Here is an 18,140-nt window from a genome sequence, read left to right on the forward strand (position 1 = left end):
GCCGGGCACAGGCCCGGCGACCCCGTTGGCACTCCTCAGAACGCAGTCTGGATCGCGAACTCCACCCGTGAACCGGCGTTGTTGCCGAACAGGCGCTTGCCTGCGTTGTCGGTGTCGTGCGCGGTCAGGCGCAGTTCCCACGGACCATGCACCTTCCAGATGGCGCTCAGCTGACCGTGCAGGTAGTCGTCGGCGTACGCCTTGTCCAGGAAGTACTGGCCCACGGCACCTTCAATGCGCCAGTGGTCGTTGATCGGGAAGCGCGCGCCCAGCTGGGCGTAGGTGCCGGTGGTGTCCGAGGCCAGCGCGTTGTCGGACACGCCGACGCTCAGCCAGTAATTGCCCTTGAAGGTCACGGTGCTGTTGAGTTCGGTCCAGTCCAGGTCCACGTCGGTCGACGGGTACATGTAATGGGTCAGGTTGACGTCCAGGGCCCAATCACCAGAGAGCGAACCACTCCAGCCGGCGACGAAGTCGAACTCGCTGCGTGCGCCCGCATCCGGTTCGAACGAGACACCAGACCCCCATACCGAGCCGTACCAGCCGGACTGACTGCTGAGCTTGACCCCGGCCTGCACGGTCGGGTCTTCCAGGGTCTGCGAGCTGCCTCGCCAGACGTAGTCAGAGGTCAGGGTGGCGTTGCCGTCCACGCCTGCCAGCGCCGAACCACTGATTGCCAGTCCGATCACCACCGCCCCCATCCGGCGCACCCTGCGCCCTGCTGCCTGCTTTGCCACGTTGAAACACTCCAGAAAACGGCCACGCCGTTGAAGCGCCCAGTGTGGGCAGCGGGGGCATAACGGAGCCATTCGCGCGGGGTAGCCGCGGCGCAAATTCCGCGTAAAAGCGCCCACGGAGCCTTCAGCCCGCGCGCGCTATCATGGCCGCCTTGAATCCTGCAGCGAGTACGACGTGGACGCGATCCTGACCCCGGTATCGATTGGCGAACTGATCGACAAGATCACCATCCTGGAAATCAAGGCCGAGCGCATCACCGATGCCGGCAAGGTCGCCAATGTCCGCACCGAACTGGATGGCCTGCTGCCGCTGTGGCAGCAGCAGTTGTCCGCCCAGCCGGGCCTGGACGCGCTGAAGTCGCAGCTGAAGGTCATCAACGAGCGCATGTGGGACATCCAGGACCGCCTGCGCGACAAGGAAGCCGCCCAGACCTTCGACGACGACTTCATCCAGCTGGCCCGGGGCGTCTACGGCACCAATGGCGAGCGGGTGAAGGTCAAGAACGAGATCAACCGCATCGCCGGCTCGCACCTGGTCGAAGAGAAACAGTACCAGGGCGAGTAACCCCGTAGAGCCACGCCCTGCGTGGCTGCATCATTACCGCGCGGTAGCCGCCAGGAAGCGCTCACGGTCCTGCTGCGTGCGCCGCCGGATCTCCGCCAGCGCTTCATTCTCGGTCGCCTCCAGCATCGACTCGAACAGCCGCTGGAAATGATTACGCATGGCCGCACGCGCGGCCGCGGGATCACGCTCGCGCAGCGCATCCAGAATGGCAGTGTGCTCGTCGTTGCGGGTGTCGTTGTCGTTGTGACAGACATTGGCATAGACCTGCCGCACCCGCGGCAGCTCGTTGCGCATGCGCCAGATCAGCTGCACGCAGTGCTCGACCACCGGGTTGCCGGCGATCCGGGCAATGGCCAGGTGGAACTGCCGGTCGGCCTCGCTGGCGGCCGCTTCGCCGGCCGACGGGTCGGTCATGGCCGCGATCAGGCCTTCCAGGGTCTGCACCTCGGCATCGGTGATGCGGCTGGCCGCCATCGCCGCCGCCTCGGCCTCGATCACTGCCCGCGCGGCGGTCAGGTCGAACGCGGACACATCCGGCAGGGCACCGGCAGCCACTGCAGGGCGCGCCTTCACATAGACGCCGGACCCGGTCTTGATGGTGATCAGGCCCTGCGCCTCCAGCGCGATCTCGGCCTCGCGCACGGTCACCCGGCTGACCCCGAGCCGTTCGGCCAGGTCACGCTCGCCCGGCAGGCGCGAGCCCGGCGGGAATTCGCCCTTGTCGATCAGGGCGACGATCTGCGCGGCAATGGTCTGGTAAAGGCGGGGTTCGGACATCGTCAAAGGGCCTGGCTGTACGGGCTGGGGAAGGACAGAGCGCGGCCCGTCGGGCCGCGCGGTGTGCCTCAGAAGCGGTAGCGCACCCCCAGATAATACCGCCGCCCGTAAGTGGTGTACTCACGGAAGCTGCCCAGGATCGGCATATCCGACACCCGCGGCTCGTCGGTGAGGTTGCTGGCCGAGAGCGAGAACGACAGATGCTTGTTCACCTTGTAGGTGGCCCGGAAGTCCAGCGAACCATTGTCGCGCACGTACCGGTTCTGCGAAGGGTCACCGACGAACTGCTGGTAGTAGTCCGAGCGGTATTTGTAGATCGCCTGCAGATCCAGCTTGCCCAGTCCCCAGTAAACCTGCGCCGAGGCTACGTGGCGGGACAGGCCGAAAATGTTGGCCGGCTCCACGATGCGCGGGGTCACCACACCAGTGACGGGGTCAGTGGACTCGCCCAGGCGCAGGTCCTCGGTGCGGAAGTTGGAGTCGGCGTAGTTGTAGCTGGCCTTCACGCCCAACCCAGAGAAGATGCCGGGCAGGTAGGAGAAGGTGTGCGAACCGGTCAGTTCGAAGCCGAACAGGTCGCTCTTCTGGTTGCTGGTGGCCAGCTGCTCCACCGGGACCGACACGCTTTCGCCATCGATCTCGAAGGTCTCATCCACGACTACCGGCATCGAACCGCCGTTGAACTGTTTGTAATACACCGCCGTGGAAAGGATGGAGTCAGCGTTGGCGTACCACTCCAACGACACGTCGGCATTCCACGACATCAAGGGCTTGGCACGCGGGTTGCCGGTGGCGGTGATGCTGCCCAGTGCATCGGCCACGCTGCCGAACTCGGTGTCCACGTCGTCCAGGTTGAAGCTGCGACCATAGCCTTCGGCGGCCAGATCCGGCCGTGACATGGCGCGGTATGCGCCCACGCGCAGCAGCAGGTCCGGGCGCAGTTCGAACGCCGCATTGAGGCTGGGCAGCCACTGGTCGTTGCTGGAGGACAACGTCTGGCTGGTGAACTCGCCGGTCGGACGCAATGTGACCGTTCCGTCCGGGTTCTGGGTGACGTCGAGGCCGCTGCGCAGACCGACCGAACGCACATCGGTACGCACCCAGCGCAGGCCCAGGTTGCCGGTGACCGGCAGGCCGAACCATTCACTGCTGAACTCACCCATGAAGTAGGCGGCGTAGGTCTTCTCGGTGACGTCGTTGTTGGCCGGATCGCGCAGATCGGCACTCAGGCCAGTGTCGTCCACGCCGGTAAAGGCCTTGAACAGACAACGGCTGTCGAAGCTGGCCCATTGGTCGATGGTGTTGCCGCTGGCGTTGTCGAGGAAGTCGTCCTGCGGGAAGGCCTGGCGGCAGGCGCGGTTGGCCGCACGGATCGCCGCCACGTCGGTGGTGGTGATGTCGCGGGTATCGTCGAAGTCGGCATAGGTGGCTTCGGACCGGCGCAGGCCGCCTTTGAGCGCGGTGAAGAAGCCGGCCTCCGGGGCAAAGGTGACGTCGAAGCGCTGCGCGCGGATGGTGTGCTCGCGGCTTTGCTGGCGGCGACGGATCAACGCCGAGTCGGTGAAGTTGTCCGCGTTGTTCACATCGAACGCCGGGTCCAGGTAAATGCTGGGAACGTCGCCATGGTAGTCATAGGTGTAGTCGACGTACCGGGTGTTCTTGATGCCCGGCACGGGATTGCCATTGACGTCGGTGCGACCGGCGCGCAGGCGGGTGGAACGCTCGATCTGATCGCGCTGGGTGTTGGAGTACGACAGATCGGTGGACAGCGTCCACGCCGGGTTCGGGCGGAAGATCACATTGAAGCCACCACCGGTGTATTCCTCCATGCGTTCCAGGAAGTTGCCGGTGGAATCCACGGTGGTGCTGCCGGTGTGATGCAGCAGCGCGCCGTCGTCTGTGACCACGCGGTTGTTGAGATTGCGCATCATCGACGACAGCGACAGGTCGGAGCGGTCCTCGGTGTAGTCACGCTTGGAATGCTGGTAGTCCAGGTTCACTTCCCACGCGCCATTGGGTCGCCACTGCAGCGCGCCGAACTGCGAGTCGCGTTGGTCGTGCTCGATGAACTGGCGGTAGATGCGGCTGCTCGGCACCAGGTAGTACGGCACACCGTCCGCCACCTGCTGGCCGTTGACCTGGGTGCAGTTGCGGGTGGCCCCGACCACCTCGCGACCGTCGCAGGCGACCCAGGTGGAACTGCTGGACAGCATCTCTTCGGGATTGCTGCCTTCCAGCGCCTGCAGTCCCAGCGACACGCCAAGGGTACCGGCCGCCCCCATGTCGAACTGATCGATGTAACTGGCGGTGCCGCGCCAGCCCATGCCATCACCGTCCTTGAGCCGGTCGTCATATTCCTGCCAGGTGCCGCGCCCATCGAGCTGGATGGTGCGTTTGCCGTACTCAAGCGGCTTGACCGTTTCCATGTTGACCGTGCCGGCCACGCCGCCTTCGACGAAATCGGCGCGCTGGGTCTTGTAGATCGCCACCGTGTTGATCAGCTCGGACGGGAACTGATTGAAGTTCACCGAGCGGTCGCCGCTGCCGTTGGTGGCCTCGCGACCATTGAAGGTGGACGAACCCAGGAACGGCCCCAGGCCGCGGATGGAAATTTCCGACGCCCCGCCCTTCTCGCGATGGGTGGAGGCACCGGTGATGGTTTCTATCGCCTCGCCGATCGACAACGCCGGCAGGTCGCCGATGTCGTCGGCCGACAGCACGTCGGAGACCACGGTCTCTTCGCGCTTGCGGTCGATGCTGGTCTGGATGGTGCCGCGGGTGCCGGTCACCTGCACCTGGTCCAGCGTGGTCGCCTGCGCCGGGGTGGCTGGGGCATCGGTGTCCTGTGCGTAGGCCAGCGGCATTGCCGCCGCGCACAGAACATGGAGCAGCGCGCCGTGCAGCGCGGTACGGCGAAGGCTTCGCAGGGAAGCCCTGCGGCGGTCATGCAACATCGTGATCTCCCTCCCAGGATGGATCGTTCGACTACACAGAACGGCCCCGACGATTCACGCTTGCTGGACCAATGTCAATAAATTGGTACTAAAGTCTACCTAGGCGATTGATACAGACCACTTTGCGTGGGTTGTTTGTGCATTTGCAGCACAGGAATGCGCAACAGGCTGACCAGATAAGCCAAAAGTGGTATGCAACCATGGTTGACTTCGCAACCGTGCAACCTGTTAGGATCAGGCCTGCTTTGGGACACGGTGATCTGGGAGGGTGACCGGTGACAGCGCAACGACACAGGACAGGGCCCGCAACCGCCTTGATATTGCTAGGTTTCATCTCCGCCTGTCCGGCATCGGCAGCCGATTACCTGGTGCAGGACGCCGACGCGTATCGCTCGGCAACCTCCGCATTGAAGCCCGGAGACACTGTCATCCTGGCCGACGGCGTGTGGCGCGACACCGATCTGCTGCTGCGCGGCCAAGGGACAATTGGTCAACCAATTAGACTTACAGCGCAAACCCCCGGCAAGGTCATTCTCACTGGCCAGTCCCAGCTGCGCCTCGCCGGCCGCCATCTGGAAGCCTCGAACCTGGTGTTTCGCGATGGCTGGGCACCCGGTGGCGAAGTGATCTCGTTCCGCGCCTCGTCCAAAGAATGGGCGGATCACAGCCGGGTGACCGGCATGGTGATCGACAGCTACAACAAGCCTGACCGTCGGCAGTCCGACAACTGGGTCGCGATGTACGGCCGCGAGAACCGCTTCGATCACAACCAGCTGGTCGGCAAGACCAATCTGGGCACCACCCTGGTGGTGGTCCGCAACAGCACCAGCGGTCTCGACAACCGTCACCGTATCGACCACAACTGGTTCGGGCCGCGTCCCAACCTCGGCTCCAATGGGGGTGAAACGATCCGGGTCGGCACCAGCCACGATTCGCAGTCGGACTCGAACACGGTGGTTGAGAACAACTGGTTCGAGCAGTGCGACGGCGAGGTGGAGATCGTTTCCAATAAATCCGGCGGGAATCTCTATCGCGGCAATGTGTTCAAGGAATCGCGAGGCTCGCTGGTGCTGCGCCACGGTCACGACAACATTGTGGAACGCAATGTGTTCCTGGGCGGTGGCAAGGCACACAGCGGTGGCGTGCGGGTGATCAACCGCGACCAGATCGTGCGCGACAACTATTTCGAGGGCGTGGTTGGAGATGGCTTTGCCTCGGCGCTGGCGGTGATGGCGGGCACGCGCGATGCACCGCTCAACCGCTATGAGCAGGTGGACAACGCGCAGATCGGTCACAACAGCTTCGTGAAGGTGCGGCACCTGTTCCTTGGCGCTGGGCTGGACGACGAGCGCAACGCGATGCCTGTGCGCAGCGCGATCAGCGACAACCTGTTCGTGGGCGATGGCACCGGCGAGCTGCTCCGTACCCAGGGGGACCTGTCGGGCATCGCCTTCAGCGGGAACGTGCAGAGCCCGCGGACATCGGACGGTTTCCCAGGCGGCGTGGCCGGACGCAATGTCCCGCTGCAGCGCGCGGCCAACGGCCTGCTCTACCCCACCGATGGCAGCAGCGTGGGCGCACCACGCGACCTGGCCCCGGTGGCGCGCGAGGCAGTGGGCGTGGACTGGTATCCAAAGCAGCGCGCGCGGGTGGCTCTGGAGAGCGGTGCCACCCATCAGGTGCAGCCCGGCGAGGACACGCTCACCCGTGCGGTACGCAGCAGCGCACCGGGCGACATCCTGCAACTGGCGGCCGGCGACTATCGGGTCAACCAGGTGCTGTCGTTGATGCATCCACTCAGCGTGGTCGGTCCGATGCAGGGCACGGTACGGCTACGTTTCACCGGACCGTCGCTGTTCGAGCTGGGCGCGGGAGGGTCGCTGCAGCTGCGCCGGCTGGACATTGATGGCCGCCTGGCCCCGGACATGGCCGGCAATGCCGTGATACGCGTTCCACCGGGCAGCCAGGCGTTCGACTACGGCCTGGAAATCGCCTACTGCCGCATCCATGACCTGAGCACCAACAAGGCGTTCGATGTGATCAACGCCGGTAAGGGCACGCTGGCCGCCTGGATCAAGCTGCAGCACGTGATCGTGGAAGACATCAGCGGCAGCGTGGTCAGCGCAGCGGCAGAAACCGACGACCTCGGCACTTACAACGCGGAGGCGATCGACATCGCCGACTCCCGCTTCCGCCGCATCAGCGGCCCAGCGGTGGACCTGTATCGCGGTGGCACTGACGAAAGCACCTTCGGACCGAAGCTGTACCTGCGCGGCAGCACCCTCGACCAGGTCGGAGTGAAGGCCGACACCAGCCTGCGTCTCCATGGCGTGCAGCTGGCCAGCCTCAGTGACAGCACCTTCATCCGCAGCGGCCGGGTCCGCTTCCGCCATGAAACCGGCGAACCGCAACTGCGGCTGCACGCCACCACGTTCACCGCTACGGCGGCGTTGCAGTCCGACCATCCTGCCGAGATCCTGCCATGACCCGTTCCACGCCCCTGATGCTGCTCCTGGCGGCTACCTTCAGCACGACCGCCCTGCCCGCCGCACAGGCCCAGACACCCAGCGGCAGCCACCGCGCAGCTGCCGATACCGCACCGGTACTGGTCACCCTGGCACAGTGGCAGCAGACCCAGCGCGACGCCGCCCGCTATCCGTTGTTTGCCAAGGAACAGGCCCGCTCCGAAGCGCGCGTGCGGGCGATGATGAAGACCGGCATCGACGTACCGGTGCCCAAGGACAAAGGCGGTGGCTACACGCATGAGCAGCACAAGCGCAATTACCAGGCGATCCAGGCGGCCGGTGCGCTGTACCGGCTGACCGGCAACCCGGACTACGCCCGCTTCGCACGAGACCTGCTGCTGGGCTACGCCAAACTTTATCCCGGGCTGGGGGCACATCCGCAGGGACGAGGGCAGATTCCCGGTCGCCTGTTCTGGCAGACCCTCAACGATTCGGTGTGGCTGGTCAGCGCGGTTCAGGGCTACGACGCGATTCGCGACACGCTGAGCGAACAGGATCGCCGGACGATCGACGACAACGTGTTCCGGCCGATGGCCGAATTCCTCGCGGGCACACCGGAGAACTTCGACAAGATCCACAACCACGCCACCTGGGCGGTAGCCGCCAGCGGCATGACCGGCTACGTGCTGCGCGATCCGGTTCTGGTGGACAAGGCCTTGAACGGCAGCCGCCGTGACGGCAGTGCCGGCTTTCTCAAGCAGGTGGACCAGCTGTTCTCACCCGACGGTTACTACGAAGAAGGGCCCTACTACCAGCGCTACGCACTGGCTCCCTTCATCCTGTTCGCCAATGCCGTGGAACGCAACGAGCCGCAGCGCGGCATCTTCAAGCGCCGCGACGGCGTGCTGCTCAAAGCGGTGGATGCACTGGTACAGAGCAGCCACGGCGGCTACTTCTTCCCGATCAACGACGCCATTCTCGACAAGGGTCTGGATACGGAAGAGCTGGTCGCCGGCATTGATATTGCCTACGCCAACACCGGCGATGACCGTCTGCTCTCCATCGCCAAGGCGCAGAAGCGGGTGCTGCTTTCGCCGGAAGGGCTGCGTGTGGCGGCGGCGCTGGCCGCAGGCAAGGCCACGCCGTATGACTTCCGGCCGATGGTGCTGCGCGACGGACCCGATGGCCGCGAGGGTGCCCTGGTCATCCTGCGCATGAATGGTGAGGACGGCCAGGCGCTGGTGATGAAGAACACCAAGCAGGGTATGGGGCATGGCCATCTGGACAAGCTCAACTGGCTGTTCTACGACAACGGCCAGCGAGTGGTCACCGATTACGGCGCGGCCCGCTTCCTCAATATCGAAGCCAAGGCGGGCGGGATCTACCTGCCGGAGAACAATACTTGGGCACGGCAGACCATCGCACACAACACGCTGGTGGTGAACGAGCAGAGCCACTTCGGAGGCGACTGGAAGAAGGGACAGCCGCTTTCGCCCACCCCGCTGCTGTTCGCGGTCACCGACGACACCCAGATCGCATCGGCACGCATGGACAAGGCCTATGACGGGGTCAGCTTCACCCGTACCCAGGCCTTGCTGGCACACCCGTCGCTGGGTCAGCCGGTCGTGCTGGACCTGCTGAGGGTGGAAGGCAAGGCACCGGCACGTTACGACCTGCCGCTGCATTTCAATGGCCACATCATGGAGGTCGGCTTCACTGCCCAGTCCGCGGTGACCACGCGCCCGGTACTAGGCAAGGCCAACGGCTACCAGCATGTATGGGTGGATGCGGCCAGCGAGCCAACCACCGATGCGCGTCACCTGACCTGGCTGCTGGATGGACGCTTCTACACCTACCGTTTCGCCAGTACCGCGCCATCGCGGGCGCTGATCGGGGAAAGCGGGGCCAATGATCCATCGTTCAACCTGCGCCGTGAGCCGCTGCTGCTGCAACGTGTAGACGGACAGGCGACGACCACCTTCTATGGCGTGCTGGAACCGCACGGGCAGTACGACGGCACGGCCGAGACCGTGCGTGGGGCCAACAGCCGCATCGACCGTCTCAGCCACTACCGTGGAGACGACGCCGATGTGCTGGTGCTGGACCTGGCTGGCGGAGCGCAGGTTGCACTGGGTGTTGCCCATGATCCGCGCGCAGCCGGTACCCATGAAGTGCGAGGCGGCGGCCACACCTGGCGTTGGGACGGCGGCTGGAAGCGGTTTGATTCGGCCAACGAAAAGGCAGCCAAATGAACGTGACCACCCGCACCCGCACCTATGTGCGCTGGCTGATCGTGGCGCTGATCGCCGTGGCCACGGTCATCAACTACATCGACCGCAATGCGCTGGCGGTAATGTGGCCGCAGATCTCGCAGGATGTTGGCGCGACCAAGGAAGACTATGCGCTGCTGGTGACGGTGTTCATGCTGTTCTATGCCGCCGGCCAGTTCGTGTTCGGCCGACTGTTCGACATCATCGGCACACGTCTGGGCTTCGCGCTGTCCATTGCGGTCTGGTCGATCTCCATTGCCCTGCATGCCGTCACCCATTCGATTCTTTCGTTCAGCCTGGTGCGTGCGCTGCTGGGTATCAGCGAAGCCGGTGCCTGGCCGGGTGCGGTGAAGGCCAATGCAGAGTGGTTCCCTGCCCGCGAGCGGGCGCTGGCACAGGGGATTTTCAATGCCGGCGCGTCCATTGGTGCCATCGTCTCGGCACCCTTGATCGCGGTGCTTTTTCTGTGGCTGGACTGGCGTGGCACCTTCGTGCTGATCGGTGCGATCGGCTTTGTCTGGCTGCTGCCGTGGTTGATCATCTATCGCGCCGGACCGGACAAACACCCGTGGGTGAGCGCCGCCGAGCGCGCGTTGATCCTGGATGCGCCAACACAGACCGCCGCCTCGCCGGTGGACGAGTACGTGCCCAGCGTGCGCCAGCTGCTGGGCCACCGCCAGACCTGGGGCATCCTGCTTTCGCGCTTTTTCCTTGATCCGATCTGGTGGCTGTTCGTGTCGTGGCTGCCGATCTACCTGGCCGACACGTTTGGTTTCGACATCAAACAGATCGGCATCTTCGCCTGGGTTCCGTATGTGGGCGCGATGATCGGCAGCCTCGGCGGCGGCTGGCTGTCCGGACAGCTGATCAGCGCGGGCTGGAGCGTGGACCGTGCACGCAAGTGGGTGATCACCCTGGGCGGGGCGATCATGGCCCCGGCACTGCTGGGCGCGGTGCTGGCCACCGACCCGGTGTGGGCAGTGGTCACTATTGCCTTCGTACTGCTCGGCTTCCAGATCGCCATCGGCAACATCCAGACCCTGCCCGGCGACATTTTCAGCGGCAAGTCGGTGGGCTCGCTGGCGGGTCTGGGTGGCATGGCGGCCGTGGCCGGCACCTTGATCACCACCTGGCTGGTGCCGGTGATGACCCGCGATTCCTACGCCCCGATCTTCATTCTGGTCGCCGCACTGGTGCCCGCCTCGCTGCTGGCGCTTTGGCTGGTCACCGGACGCGTCGAGCGCGTACGCGGCCCCACCGCACGTTCCTGACTCTTCATTCCCCCTCGTATCACTGGAGCATTGCATGACCTCTTTCAAGGACAAGGTAGCCATTGTCACCGGCGGCGGCCGCGACATCGGCCGTGAAATCTCGCTGAAGCTGGCGGCGGCCGGCGCACGGGTGTGCATCAACTACGCCAACGATGACGCCAGCGCGCAGGAGACCCTGCGCCTCGTCGAGGCCGCCGGTGGCACCGCGTTCGTGCACCGTGCAGACGTCACCGACCCCGCCGCCGTGGCCGCGATGGTCGCGGCGACCCAGGCCGCGTATGGCCCGCAGATCGACGTACTGGTCAACGTCGCCGGCGGAATGGTGCAGCGCCGCCCGTTGAATGAGATAGACCCGGCCTTCTTCCACACCGTGATGGACCTCAACATAACCTCGGTGTACCTGACCACGCACGCGGTGGTGCCGCACATGCCTGAAGGTGCCGCGATCGTGAATTTCGCCTCGCAGGCCGGCCGCGATGGCGGCGGTCCGGGCGCGTCCATCTATGCCACCGCCAAGGCAGCGGTGATGACCTTCACCCGCGCCATGGCCAAGGAACTGGGCCCACGCGGAATCCGTGTCAATGCGCTGTGCTGCGGCATGATCGCGACCCGCTTCCATGACGAGTTCACCAAACCGGAAGTGCGTACCGCCGTCGCCGGCAACACCCCGCTGCGCCGACAGGGGCGGCCGCAGGAGGCTGCCGACGCGGCCGTTTACCTGGCGTCGGATGCGGCCGCCTTCATCACCGGGGCCAACCTGGACGTCAACGGCGGTACCTACTTCTCGTAACGGCCATGCCTGGGAGGGCTGTCATGCTGCGCTGGACCACCGCACTTACGCTTGCACTTGCCACCGGCGCGCTTGCGCTTCCTGCCCAGGCCCAGGTCTGGGTGCCGGCTTGGACGGCCTCGCCCGCTCCGGATCGTCTGGATGGCACGCCGGAGGCCCCGGTGCAGTTCGCCAACCAGACCGTACGCCAGGACATGCGCCTGGCCAGTTCGGCCACCGCACTTCGCTTTCGCATCAGCAATGAGCTGGGGGCGGTGCCACTGCACATCGGCGGGGCCAGTGCGCAGCGCGTGGGCACGGCGTCGCCGGCGCGCCTGGTAACCTTCAACGGACGTGCCGACGTGGTGGTGCCGGTGGGTGCAGCCCTGCTCAGCGACCCGGTGGCCATGCAGGTGCCCGCTCTGGGAGATGTCTCGTTGACGGTGTACTTCCCCGACGCCGCGCGCCCGGCGGTACGCCGCACGGCGGTACGCATTGCCGAGGGGCGCCTGGCCCAGGTGGAGGACAAGGTGAAACTGGCCTACCGGCAGAACGTCGTGTCTGCCGTTCTTGCCGAGCGCGCGACCCGGCCGGTTGTGGTGGTTGCACTCGGCGACTCGATCACCGAAGGTGCCACCGCTACCCGGGGCAGCAATGGCGACTGGCCCGCGCTGCTGGCCGCACGCCTGCAGCAGGCCTGCCCGGACCAGGTGGTGTTGGTGAACGCAGGGATCAGTGGCAACAAGGTTGTCGACCACGGCCGCAGCCACAGTGCATTGGCACGGCTGGACCGCGACGTGATCGCGCAGCCCAACGTGGATCGGGTGATCGTGTTCGAAGGCATCAATGACATCCGCCACGACGGCGGCACCCCACCCACGCCGGGCCGCAACGCCGACGACATGCTGCTGGGCTACCGGCAGATTGCCGACCGCCTGCACGCCAACGGCATCACCGCGATTGCCGCCACGATCACCCCATTCGGGGGTTCAGACCGCTACGAACCGGTGTCGGCTGCTACCCGCACCACACTCAATGACTGGATGCGCGGCGGTCACAGCGGCTTCGATGCGCTGATCGACTTCGACCAGATCCTGCGTGACCCGGCCAAGCCGGAGTATCTGCCCGCGGATATCACACGGGATTTCCTGCACCCCAACGACGAGGGCTATCGACGCATGGCCGCGGGCGTGGACCTGGCCCTGCTCGGTTGCCGTGCCCGATGAGCACGCAACAGTTTCGACTGGCCGAGCGCCCAAAGGCGCGCTGGCAAGCCGTTGCGCTGGGCGAGGTGATGCTGCGCTTCGACCCTGGCGAAGGGCGCTTGCGCAACGCGCGCCAGTTCCAGGTGTGGGAGGGAGGAGGAGAGTACAACGTGGTGCGCGGCTTGAGCAGCACCTTCGGTCATGCCACCGCCGTGCTCACCGCACTGCCCCGCAATGAACTGGGTCTGCTGGCGCAGCAGCTGATCCAGAGCGGTGGCGTGGACACCAGCCAGGTTGTCTGGCGCGACCATGATGGCATTGGCCGGAATACCCGGATGGGGCTGAACTTCACCGAGCGCGGTTTCGGCGTGCGCGCGCCGCTGGGCGTGTCGGACCGGGCGTACTCGGCCGCCTCGCAACTGCAGCAGGACGCGTTTGACTGGGACATGCTGTTTGGCCAGCAAGGGGCACGCTGGCTGCACACCGGTGGCATCTTCGCCGCTCTGTCCGCGGAAACCGCGCAGACCACGCTGACGGCCGTGCGTGCCGCCCGCGCGCGAGGCGTGCCGGTGTCGTTCGACCTCAATTATCGCGCCAGCCTGTGGAACAGCCACGCGGATCCTGAGGCGGCACGCCTGATCAACCGCCACATTGCGGCCGAGTGTGACCTGCTGGTCGGCGATGAGTACTCGTTTGCCGCCTGCCTGGGCATGGATGTGCAGGACCTGGGAACGCGTCGCACACCGATGGACATCGGTCCCGCGCAGGCTGCCGCGCAGCGCGCGATGGCCGAGTTCCCCGCACTGCAGGCGGTGTCTTTCACCCTGCGCGATGCCGCCAACGCCAGCCGTCATGGCTGGGCTGGTGCACTGTGCACGCGAACCGACGTCTTCGTATCAGCCGTGAGAGAGGTGGAGCTGCTGGACCGCGTCGGCGGCGGCGATGCCTTTGTTGCTGGCGTGGTGCACGCCCTGCTGCAGGGCGAGGGCGAGCAGGTGGCCGTGGATCTGGGTGCAGCGCATGGGGCGCTGGCCATGTCCACGCCCGGTGACACCGCCTGCACCAGCCTTGAGGAGGTGCAGGCGGTCGCTCGGGGTCAAGGCGCGGCGGCACGGCGCTGAGTCGGCCGGCAGGCAAAAAAAAGGGCCCGGCAATGCCGGGCCCTGTGCTGCCACGCATGAAACGCGCGGCAAACGGTCATGCACCGCTTACCAGCTGAAGCGCGGGCCGACCGACCATTCCTTGTCACCGTGGCGGTCCATCTTGAGGTCGCCGCTCAGGCCCCAGTTCTGGTTGAGCTTCACCTGGCCACCCAGGCGACCGTAGAACTGACCTTCCGGGTTGATGCCGTGCTTCTTGGTGTAGTCCTCGTAACCAGCCATGGCATACACCTCGGCGTGCTGGCCGAAGGCGGTGCGGATGCCGGCTTCAGCGCTGTAGCCGTTGAAATCCAGGCCATGACGCGGGTCATACTTGTTGTAGGCAACGCGACCCACGAAGTCGGTGCTGCTGCCGATTTCCTGGTTGTAGCCCACGCCCACGCGCCACTGGTCGATCTTGAAATCGCCGATGTCGGTCTTCTGCTGGTTGAATTCACCGAAGGCGTGCACGTTCGGCAGGAAACCGTAGGAGCCCTTCACGCCCCAACCGTCGGCCTTGCCACCGTCGGCGTCGGTTTTGACGTAATTGCCTTCGGCGTAGTTGTAGGACAGGCCTTCAGCGGCCGAAGCGGTGAACGGGAGGGCGGCAGCCAGGGCCAAGGCGATCAACGAAGTCTTCATGGGTACATCCTTTCTTTCTTATGTCGTGCAGTGGCAACGAACGGCTTCTGCATCGGGAATGCAAAGTTTCCGTTATTTGCCGCAACGCACCCTGAAGGTCGACGCTTTCAACACGCTGAATTTTTGGGGTTTATTCAGGCGCAGACGCGTACACGCGGGTGCGCGATTGCACACACGACGTGGAAAAAGGATGTACACAGATGAGAAGGAGCGCTGGTCACGACGATACCCTTGCGGGGCGTCACGCGCTGGGGAAGCCGCTCTTGGGGAGTAGTCGGCTAACGCGTCCAATCTCCGTATTGCACCGGGGCCAACGCAGCTCAGGCGTCGAACTGCAGGTCACAGTGGTGAGCATCCTGCCCGGCCCGCCCATATTGAGTGGGAATCGCCAAATCTCATATCAGGGTATTCCTCACCGTGACTAGGAATTTTCTTACCCCATTCACGCTGCGATGCAGCGATAAACTCGGTTAACACCTTGATTCTATTTTGATTACCACCGGTTACCCCAAGTTCGTCACAGTTCTGGCACAGCGGGAACGGCACGGTCGATTTTCATCGCGCCCAAGCGTCGTAGTTTCTGAAGGTGCCCATCCTGGCGCACCCGCTCCCAACCGGAGGCTCTCATGTCGTATGTAGACGGGTTCGTACTGGCGGTTCCCACTGCCAACAAAGACAAGTTCATCAAGCACGCCAACGAAGGCGATTCGGTATTCATGGAGTTTGGTGCGCTGCGGGTTCTGGAATGCTGGGCCGACGACGTACCGCACGGTACCCAGACCGACTTTTTCCGCGCGGTCGAGGCCAAAGACGATGAAACCGTGGTGTTTTCCTGGATTGAATGGCCGGACAAGGCCACCCGCGATGCCGGCATGAAGAAAATGATGGACGACCCGCGCATGGACCCGGCCAATAATCCCATGCCATTTGATGGCAAGCGCCTCATCTACGGCGGCTTCGTGCCGATTGTGGTGCTGGAGAAGTAACTCCGTGGGTTGTCCCTCGAGTCGTCGCCCGGCATGCTCGGATGCATGCCCGGGCCCGGCCCTGACGAGGATGCGAACGCATGACAGAGGGAACTGTGGGAGTACGCCGTATCGTCGCCGGCATCTGCGTTGCCGGCAGTCTTTCCCTGGCGGCGTCCGCTGCGCCCGTTGCAGATGACTACGCGCGGGCGGAGCGCGTGCTCGACGCCAACCTGCGCGGCAAGGTGGCCAACGCAGCGGTGCGGCCCAATTGGCTGCCGGATGGGCGTTTCTGGTACCCGCGCGAAGACGCGTCTGGTCACGGCGAGGTCGTGCTGGTCGATCCCGCGCTCGGCTCCCGACACGTGGTGGCAGATGGCGCGGCACTACAGGCGTCCGTTCCTATCGCGTCCCCGCAGGAGCTGCTGTCACCGGACGGTCGGCACAGGCTGAGCGTGCGAGACAACAACCTGTGGCTGGCCACCGGATCCGACCTACCCACGCCGCTCACCCACGACGGCGAAGCATCGTACGGCTATGGCGTGCTGCCGGATTTCGCATTGCGCGGCATTCCGCGCCGGGACGGACGATTGAAGCCGGCTCCGTTCGCGGTGAGCTGGTCGCCCGACAGCCGCCGCGTGTTCGGCGTGCGCTACGACGAGCGCCGGGTGCTCGCCTATCCCTACCTGGCCACCGCACCGACCGACAGCTTCCGCCCGGTGGTGCACGAAGTGAAGCTGGGGCTGCTGGGCGATGCCGAGCAGGTGCGTGACGGGTGGTTCTTTGTCGACGTCGACAGCGGGCGTACCCGTCACGTTGCGGTGCCGGAAGGCTGGAACACGCTGACAGAGGCGGGCGTGCTGGGCTGGTCGGAAGGCGGCGATCACGTCTACATCGCCATCGTCCGCCATGACCGGCCCGCACGCATCCGTCTGCTGGAAATCAACGCACGCAGCGGCGAGGTGCGCACGGTGCTGGAGGAATCCTCCACCACCCGGGTGCAGCTCAACACCTATACCTACGGCCGCGCCGCCGTGCGCATTCTGCCCGGACGCAAGCAGGCGGTGTGGTACTCGGCGCGCGACGGGTGGGGACATCTGTACCTGGTGGACCTGCGCGACGGGCGCACGCTGCGCCAGCTGACCCGCGGTGCGTGGGGCGTACGCGATGTTGTCGGAGTAGACGCCGATGAGCAGCAACTGGTCTTCACCGCAGGCGGGCGCGAACCAGGCGATCCGTACCAGCGACGGTTGTACCGGGTGGCGCTGGATGCCGGCGAACCGGTGCTGCTGAGTCCGGAAGTGGCCGACCATGCCGTGGATGCCGGGGCGAGCTCACTGCTGGGTGGACGTGACCCGCAGCTGCTGTCTCCTTCGGGTGCCCATGTCATCGACTGCTGGTCCACCCTGGTGCAGGCACCGGTCTGCGCGCTTCGCAGCACCGTCGACGGGCGCGTGGTGCTGGAGCTGGAGCGGGCGGATGACAGCGCCGTGCGTGCCGCCGGCTGGCAACCACCGCGTCGCGAGCGCCTGCTCGCCGCTGACGGGGTCACCCCGGTGTACGCCACGCTCTACCTGCCGCCCGGCTACAACGACAACGGACGGTTCCCGGTGATCGATGCCATGTACGGCGGACCGCATGTGACCAACGCGCCGGTCGCCTTCGTGGACGCCACGGCCACGATGAACCCGGTGGCGCGGTCGAGTCTGGCCCAGCTGGGTTTCGCGGTGGTCAGCATCGATGCGCGCGGTACCCCAGGGCGTTCCAAGGCCTTCCATGACGTCAGCTTCCTGACCGCCGCCGACGACCAGCTTGACGACCACGTGACCGCGATCCAGCAGCTGGCCCAGCGCTATCCCGGGCTGGATCTCGACCGCGTGGGCATCTACGGCCACTCATTCGGTGGTTACAGCGCCGCCCGCGCCCTGCTGCGGCATCCGGATTTCTACAAAGTGGGCGTGGCGTCGGCCGGCAGCCACAGCTTCCAGGGCATGTACGGCGGCGGCATCCACGGCATGGATCGGCTGGTGGGGGGCGCGCCGGTGTATGCCGACGGCAGCGCGCAGCGGCCGGCGGACGATGCGATTCCGGCGCTGTTCCGGCCACTGGACAACGGTGCACTGGCGCACCAGCTGCGCGGCAAACTGATGCTGGTGTACGGCGACCTCGACGAGAATGCGATGCCGGCACTGACCCTGCAGCTCGCACGGGCGTTGAACGCGGCCAACAAGGACTACGACCTGCTGTACCTGGCCAACCAGGACCACGAACTGTTCCGCAATGACCGGTACTACATGCGGCGGATGTGGGACTACTTCGTCACCCATCTGATGGGCGAAACGCCACCGGCCTACCAGCTGGGTGCAGCGCGCGACTGACCG

Annotated in this window: 13 protein-coding genes; 9 read left to right on the forward strand and 4 right to left on the reverse strand. The window is 65.3% G+C overall.

What is annotated here, in order from left to right:
* Positions 1 to 35: 35 nt before the first annotated feature.
* On the reverse strand, positions 36 to 701 hold the full coding sequence (locus QMX83_RS01825) for a TorF family putative porin (RefSeq protein WP_282295007.1): 666 nt from the start codon (positions 699 to 701) through the stop codon (positions 36 to 38).
* A gap of 211 nt (positions 702 to 912) precedes the next feature.
* Between QMX83_RS01825 and QMX83_RS01830 the strand changes: the two genes are divergently transcribed.
* Complete coding sequence (locus QMX83_RS01830; RefSeq protein WP_282294955.1) at positions 913 to 1,302, forward strand: DUF6165 family protein; 390 nt, start codon at positions 913 to 915, stop codon at positions 1,300 to 1,302.
* 33 nt (positions 1,303 to 1,335) lie between these two features.
* On the opposite strand, the gene QMX83_RS01835 is transcribed toward QMX83_RS01830, so the two are convergent.
* Together QMX83_RS01835 and QMX83_RS01840 are read right to left on the reverse strand one after the other, a co-directional pair.
* Entirely contained in the window at positions 1,336 to 2,079 is a 744-nt protein-coding gene (locus tag QMX83_RS01835; RefSeq protein WP_282294956.1) for a FadR/GntR family transcriptional regulator, read from the reverse strand.
* A 68-nt stretch (positions 2,080 to 2,147) separates the two neighbouring features.
* A complete protein-coding gene (locus QMX83_RS01840; RefSeq protein ID WP_282294957.1) occupies positions 2,148 to 5,033 on the reverse strand; it encodes a TonB-dependent receptor in 2,886 nt (961 codons plus the stop codon).
* Between the two features lie 314 nt (positions 5,034 to 5,347).
* Between QMX83_RS01840 and QMX83_RS01845 the strand changes: the two genes are divergently transcribed.
* From QMX83_RS01845 to QMX83_RS01870, 6 genes are read left to right on the forward strand one after another with little or no spacing between them, the layout of a single operon-like run.
* Positions 5,348 to 7,519: a polysaccharide lyase 6 family protein gene (locus tag QMX83_RS01845; protein ID WP_282294958.1), complete on the forward strand. Its 2,172-nt coding sequence runs from the start codon at positions 5,348 to 5,350 to the stop codon at positions 7,517 to 7,519.
* Positions 7,516 to 9,750 carry an oligoalginate lyase gene (locus tag QMX83_RS01850; RefSeq protein WP_282294959.1) on the forward strand — a complete coding sequence of 745 codons (2,235 nt, stop codon included), beginning with the start codon at positions 7,516 to 7,518 and terminating at the stop codon, positions 9,748 to 9,750. The genes QMX83_RS01845 and QMX83_RS01850 overlap by 4 nt, the downstream gene beginning before the upstream one ends.
* Positions 9,747 to 11,039, forward strand: a complete 1,293-nt coding sequence (locus tag QMX83_RS01855) for an MFS transporter (protein ID WP_282294960.1) — start codon at positions 9,747 to 9,749, stop codon at positions 11,037 to 11,039. Before QMX83_RS01850 ends, QMX83_RS01855 begins: the two co-directional genes overlap by 4 nt.
* Before the next feature lie 34 nt (positions 11,040 to 11,073).
* Entirely contained in the window at positions 11,074 to 11,829 is a 756-nt protein-coding gene (locus QMX83_RS01860) for a glucose 1-dehydrogenase (protein WP_282294961.1), read from the forward strand.
* A 23-nt stretch (positions 11,830 to 11,852) separates the two neighbouring features.
* Complete coding sequence (locus tag QMX83_RS01865; RefSeq protein ID WP_282294962.1) at positions 11,853 to 13,034, forward strand: GDSL-type esterase/lipase family protein; 1,182 nt, start codon at positions 11,853 to 11,855, stop codon at positions 13,032 to 13,034.
* Positions 13,031 to 14,134, forward strand: a complete 1,104-nt coding sequence (locus tag QMX83_RS01870) for a sugar kinase (protein WP_282294963.1) — start codon at positions 13,031 to 13,033, stop codon at positions 14,132 to 14,134. The genes QMX83_RS01865 and QMX83_RS01870 overlap by 4 nt, the downstream gene beginning before the upstream one ends.
* A gap of 87 nt (positions 14,135 to 14,221) precedes the next feature.
* On the opposite strand, the gene QMX83_RS01875 is transcribed toward QMX83_RS01870, so the two are convergent.
* The gene (locus QMX83_RS01875; RefSeq protein WP_282294964.1) at positions 14,222 to 14,794 is read right to left on the reverse strand and encodes an Ax21 family protein; all 573 of its coding nucleotides are present in this window, start codon (positions 14,792 to 14,794) and stop codon (positions 14,222 to 14,224) included.
* Between the two features lie 626 nt (positions 14,795 to 15,420).
* On the opposite strand from QMX83_RS01875, the gene QMX83_RS01880 reads away from it, so the two are divergent.
* Both QMX83_RS01880 and QMX83_RS01885 read left to right on the forward strand, forming a co-directional pair.
* Positions 15,421 to 15,780, forward strand: a complete 360-nt coding sequence (locus tag QMX83_RS01880) for a DUF1428 domain-containing protein (protein ID WP_282294965.1) — start codon at positions 15,421 to 15,423, stop codon at positions 15,778 to 15,780.
* 80 nt (positions 15,781 to 15,860) lie between these two features.
* A complete protein-coding gene (locus QMX83_RS01885) occupies positions 15,861 to 18,137 on the forward strand; it encodes a DPP IV N-terminal domain-containing protein (RefSeq protein ID WP_282294966.1) in 2,277 nt (758 codons plus the stop codon).
* Positions 18,138 to 18,140 lie beyond the last annotated feature (3 nt).

Source organism: Stenotrophomonas sp. PS02289 (assembly GCF_029960115.1).
Taxonomy (GTDB): domain Bacteria; phylum Pseudomonadota; class Gammaproteobacteria; order Xanthomonadales; family Xanthomonadaceae; genus Stenotrophomonas.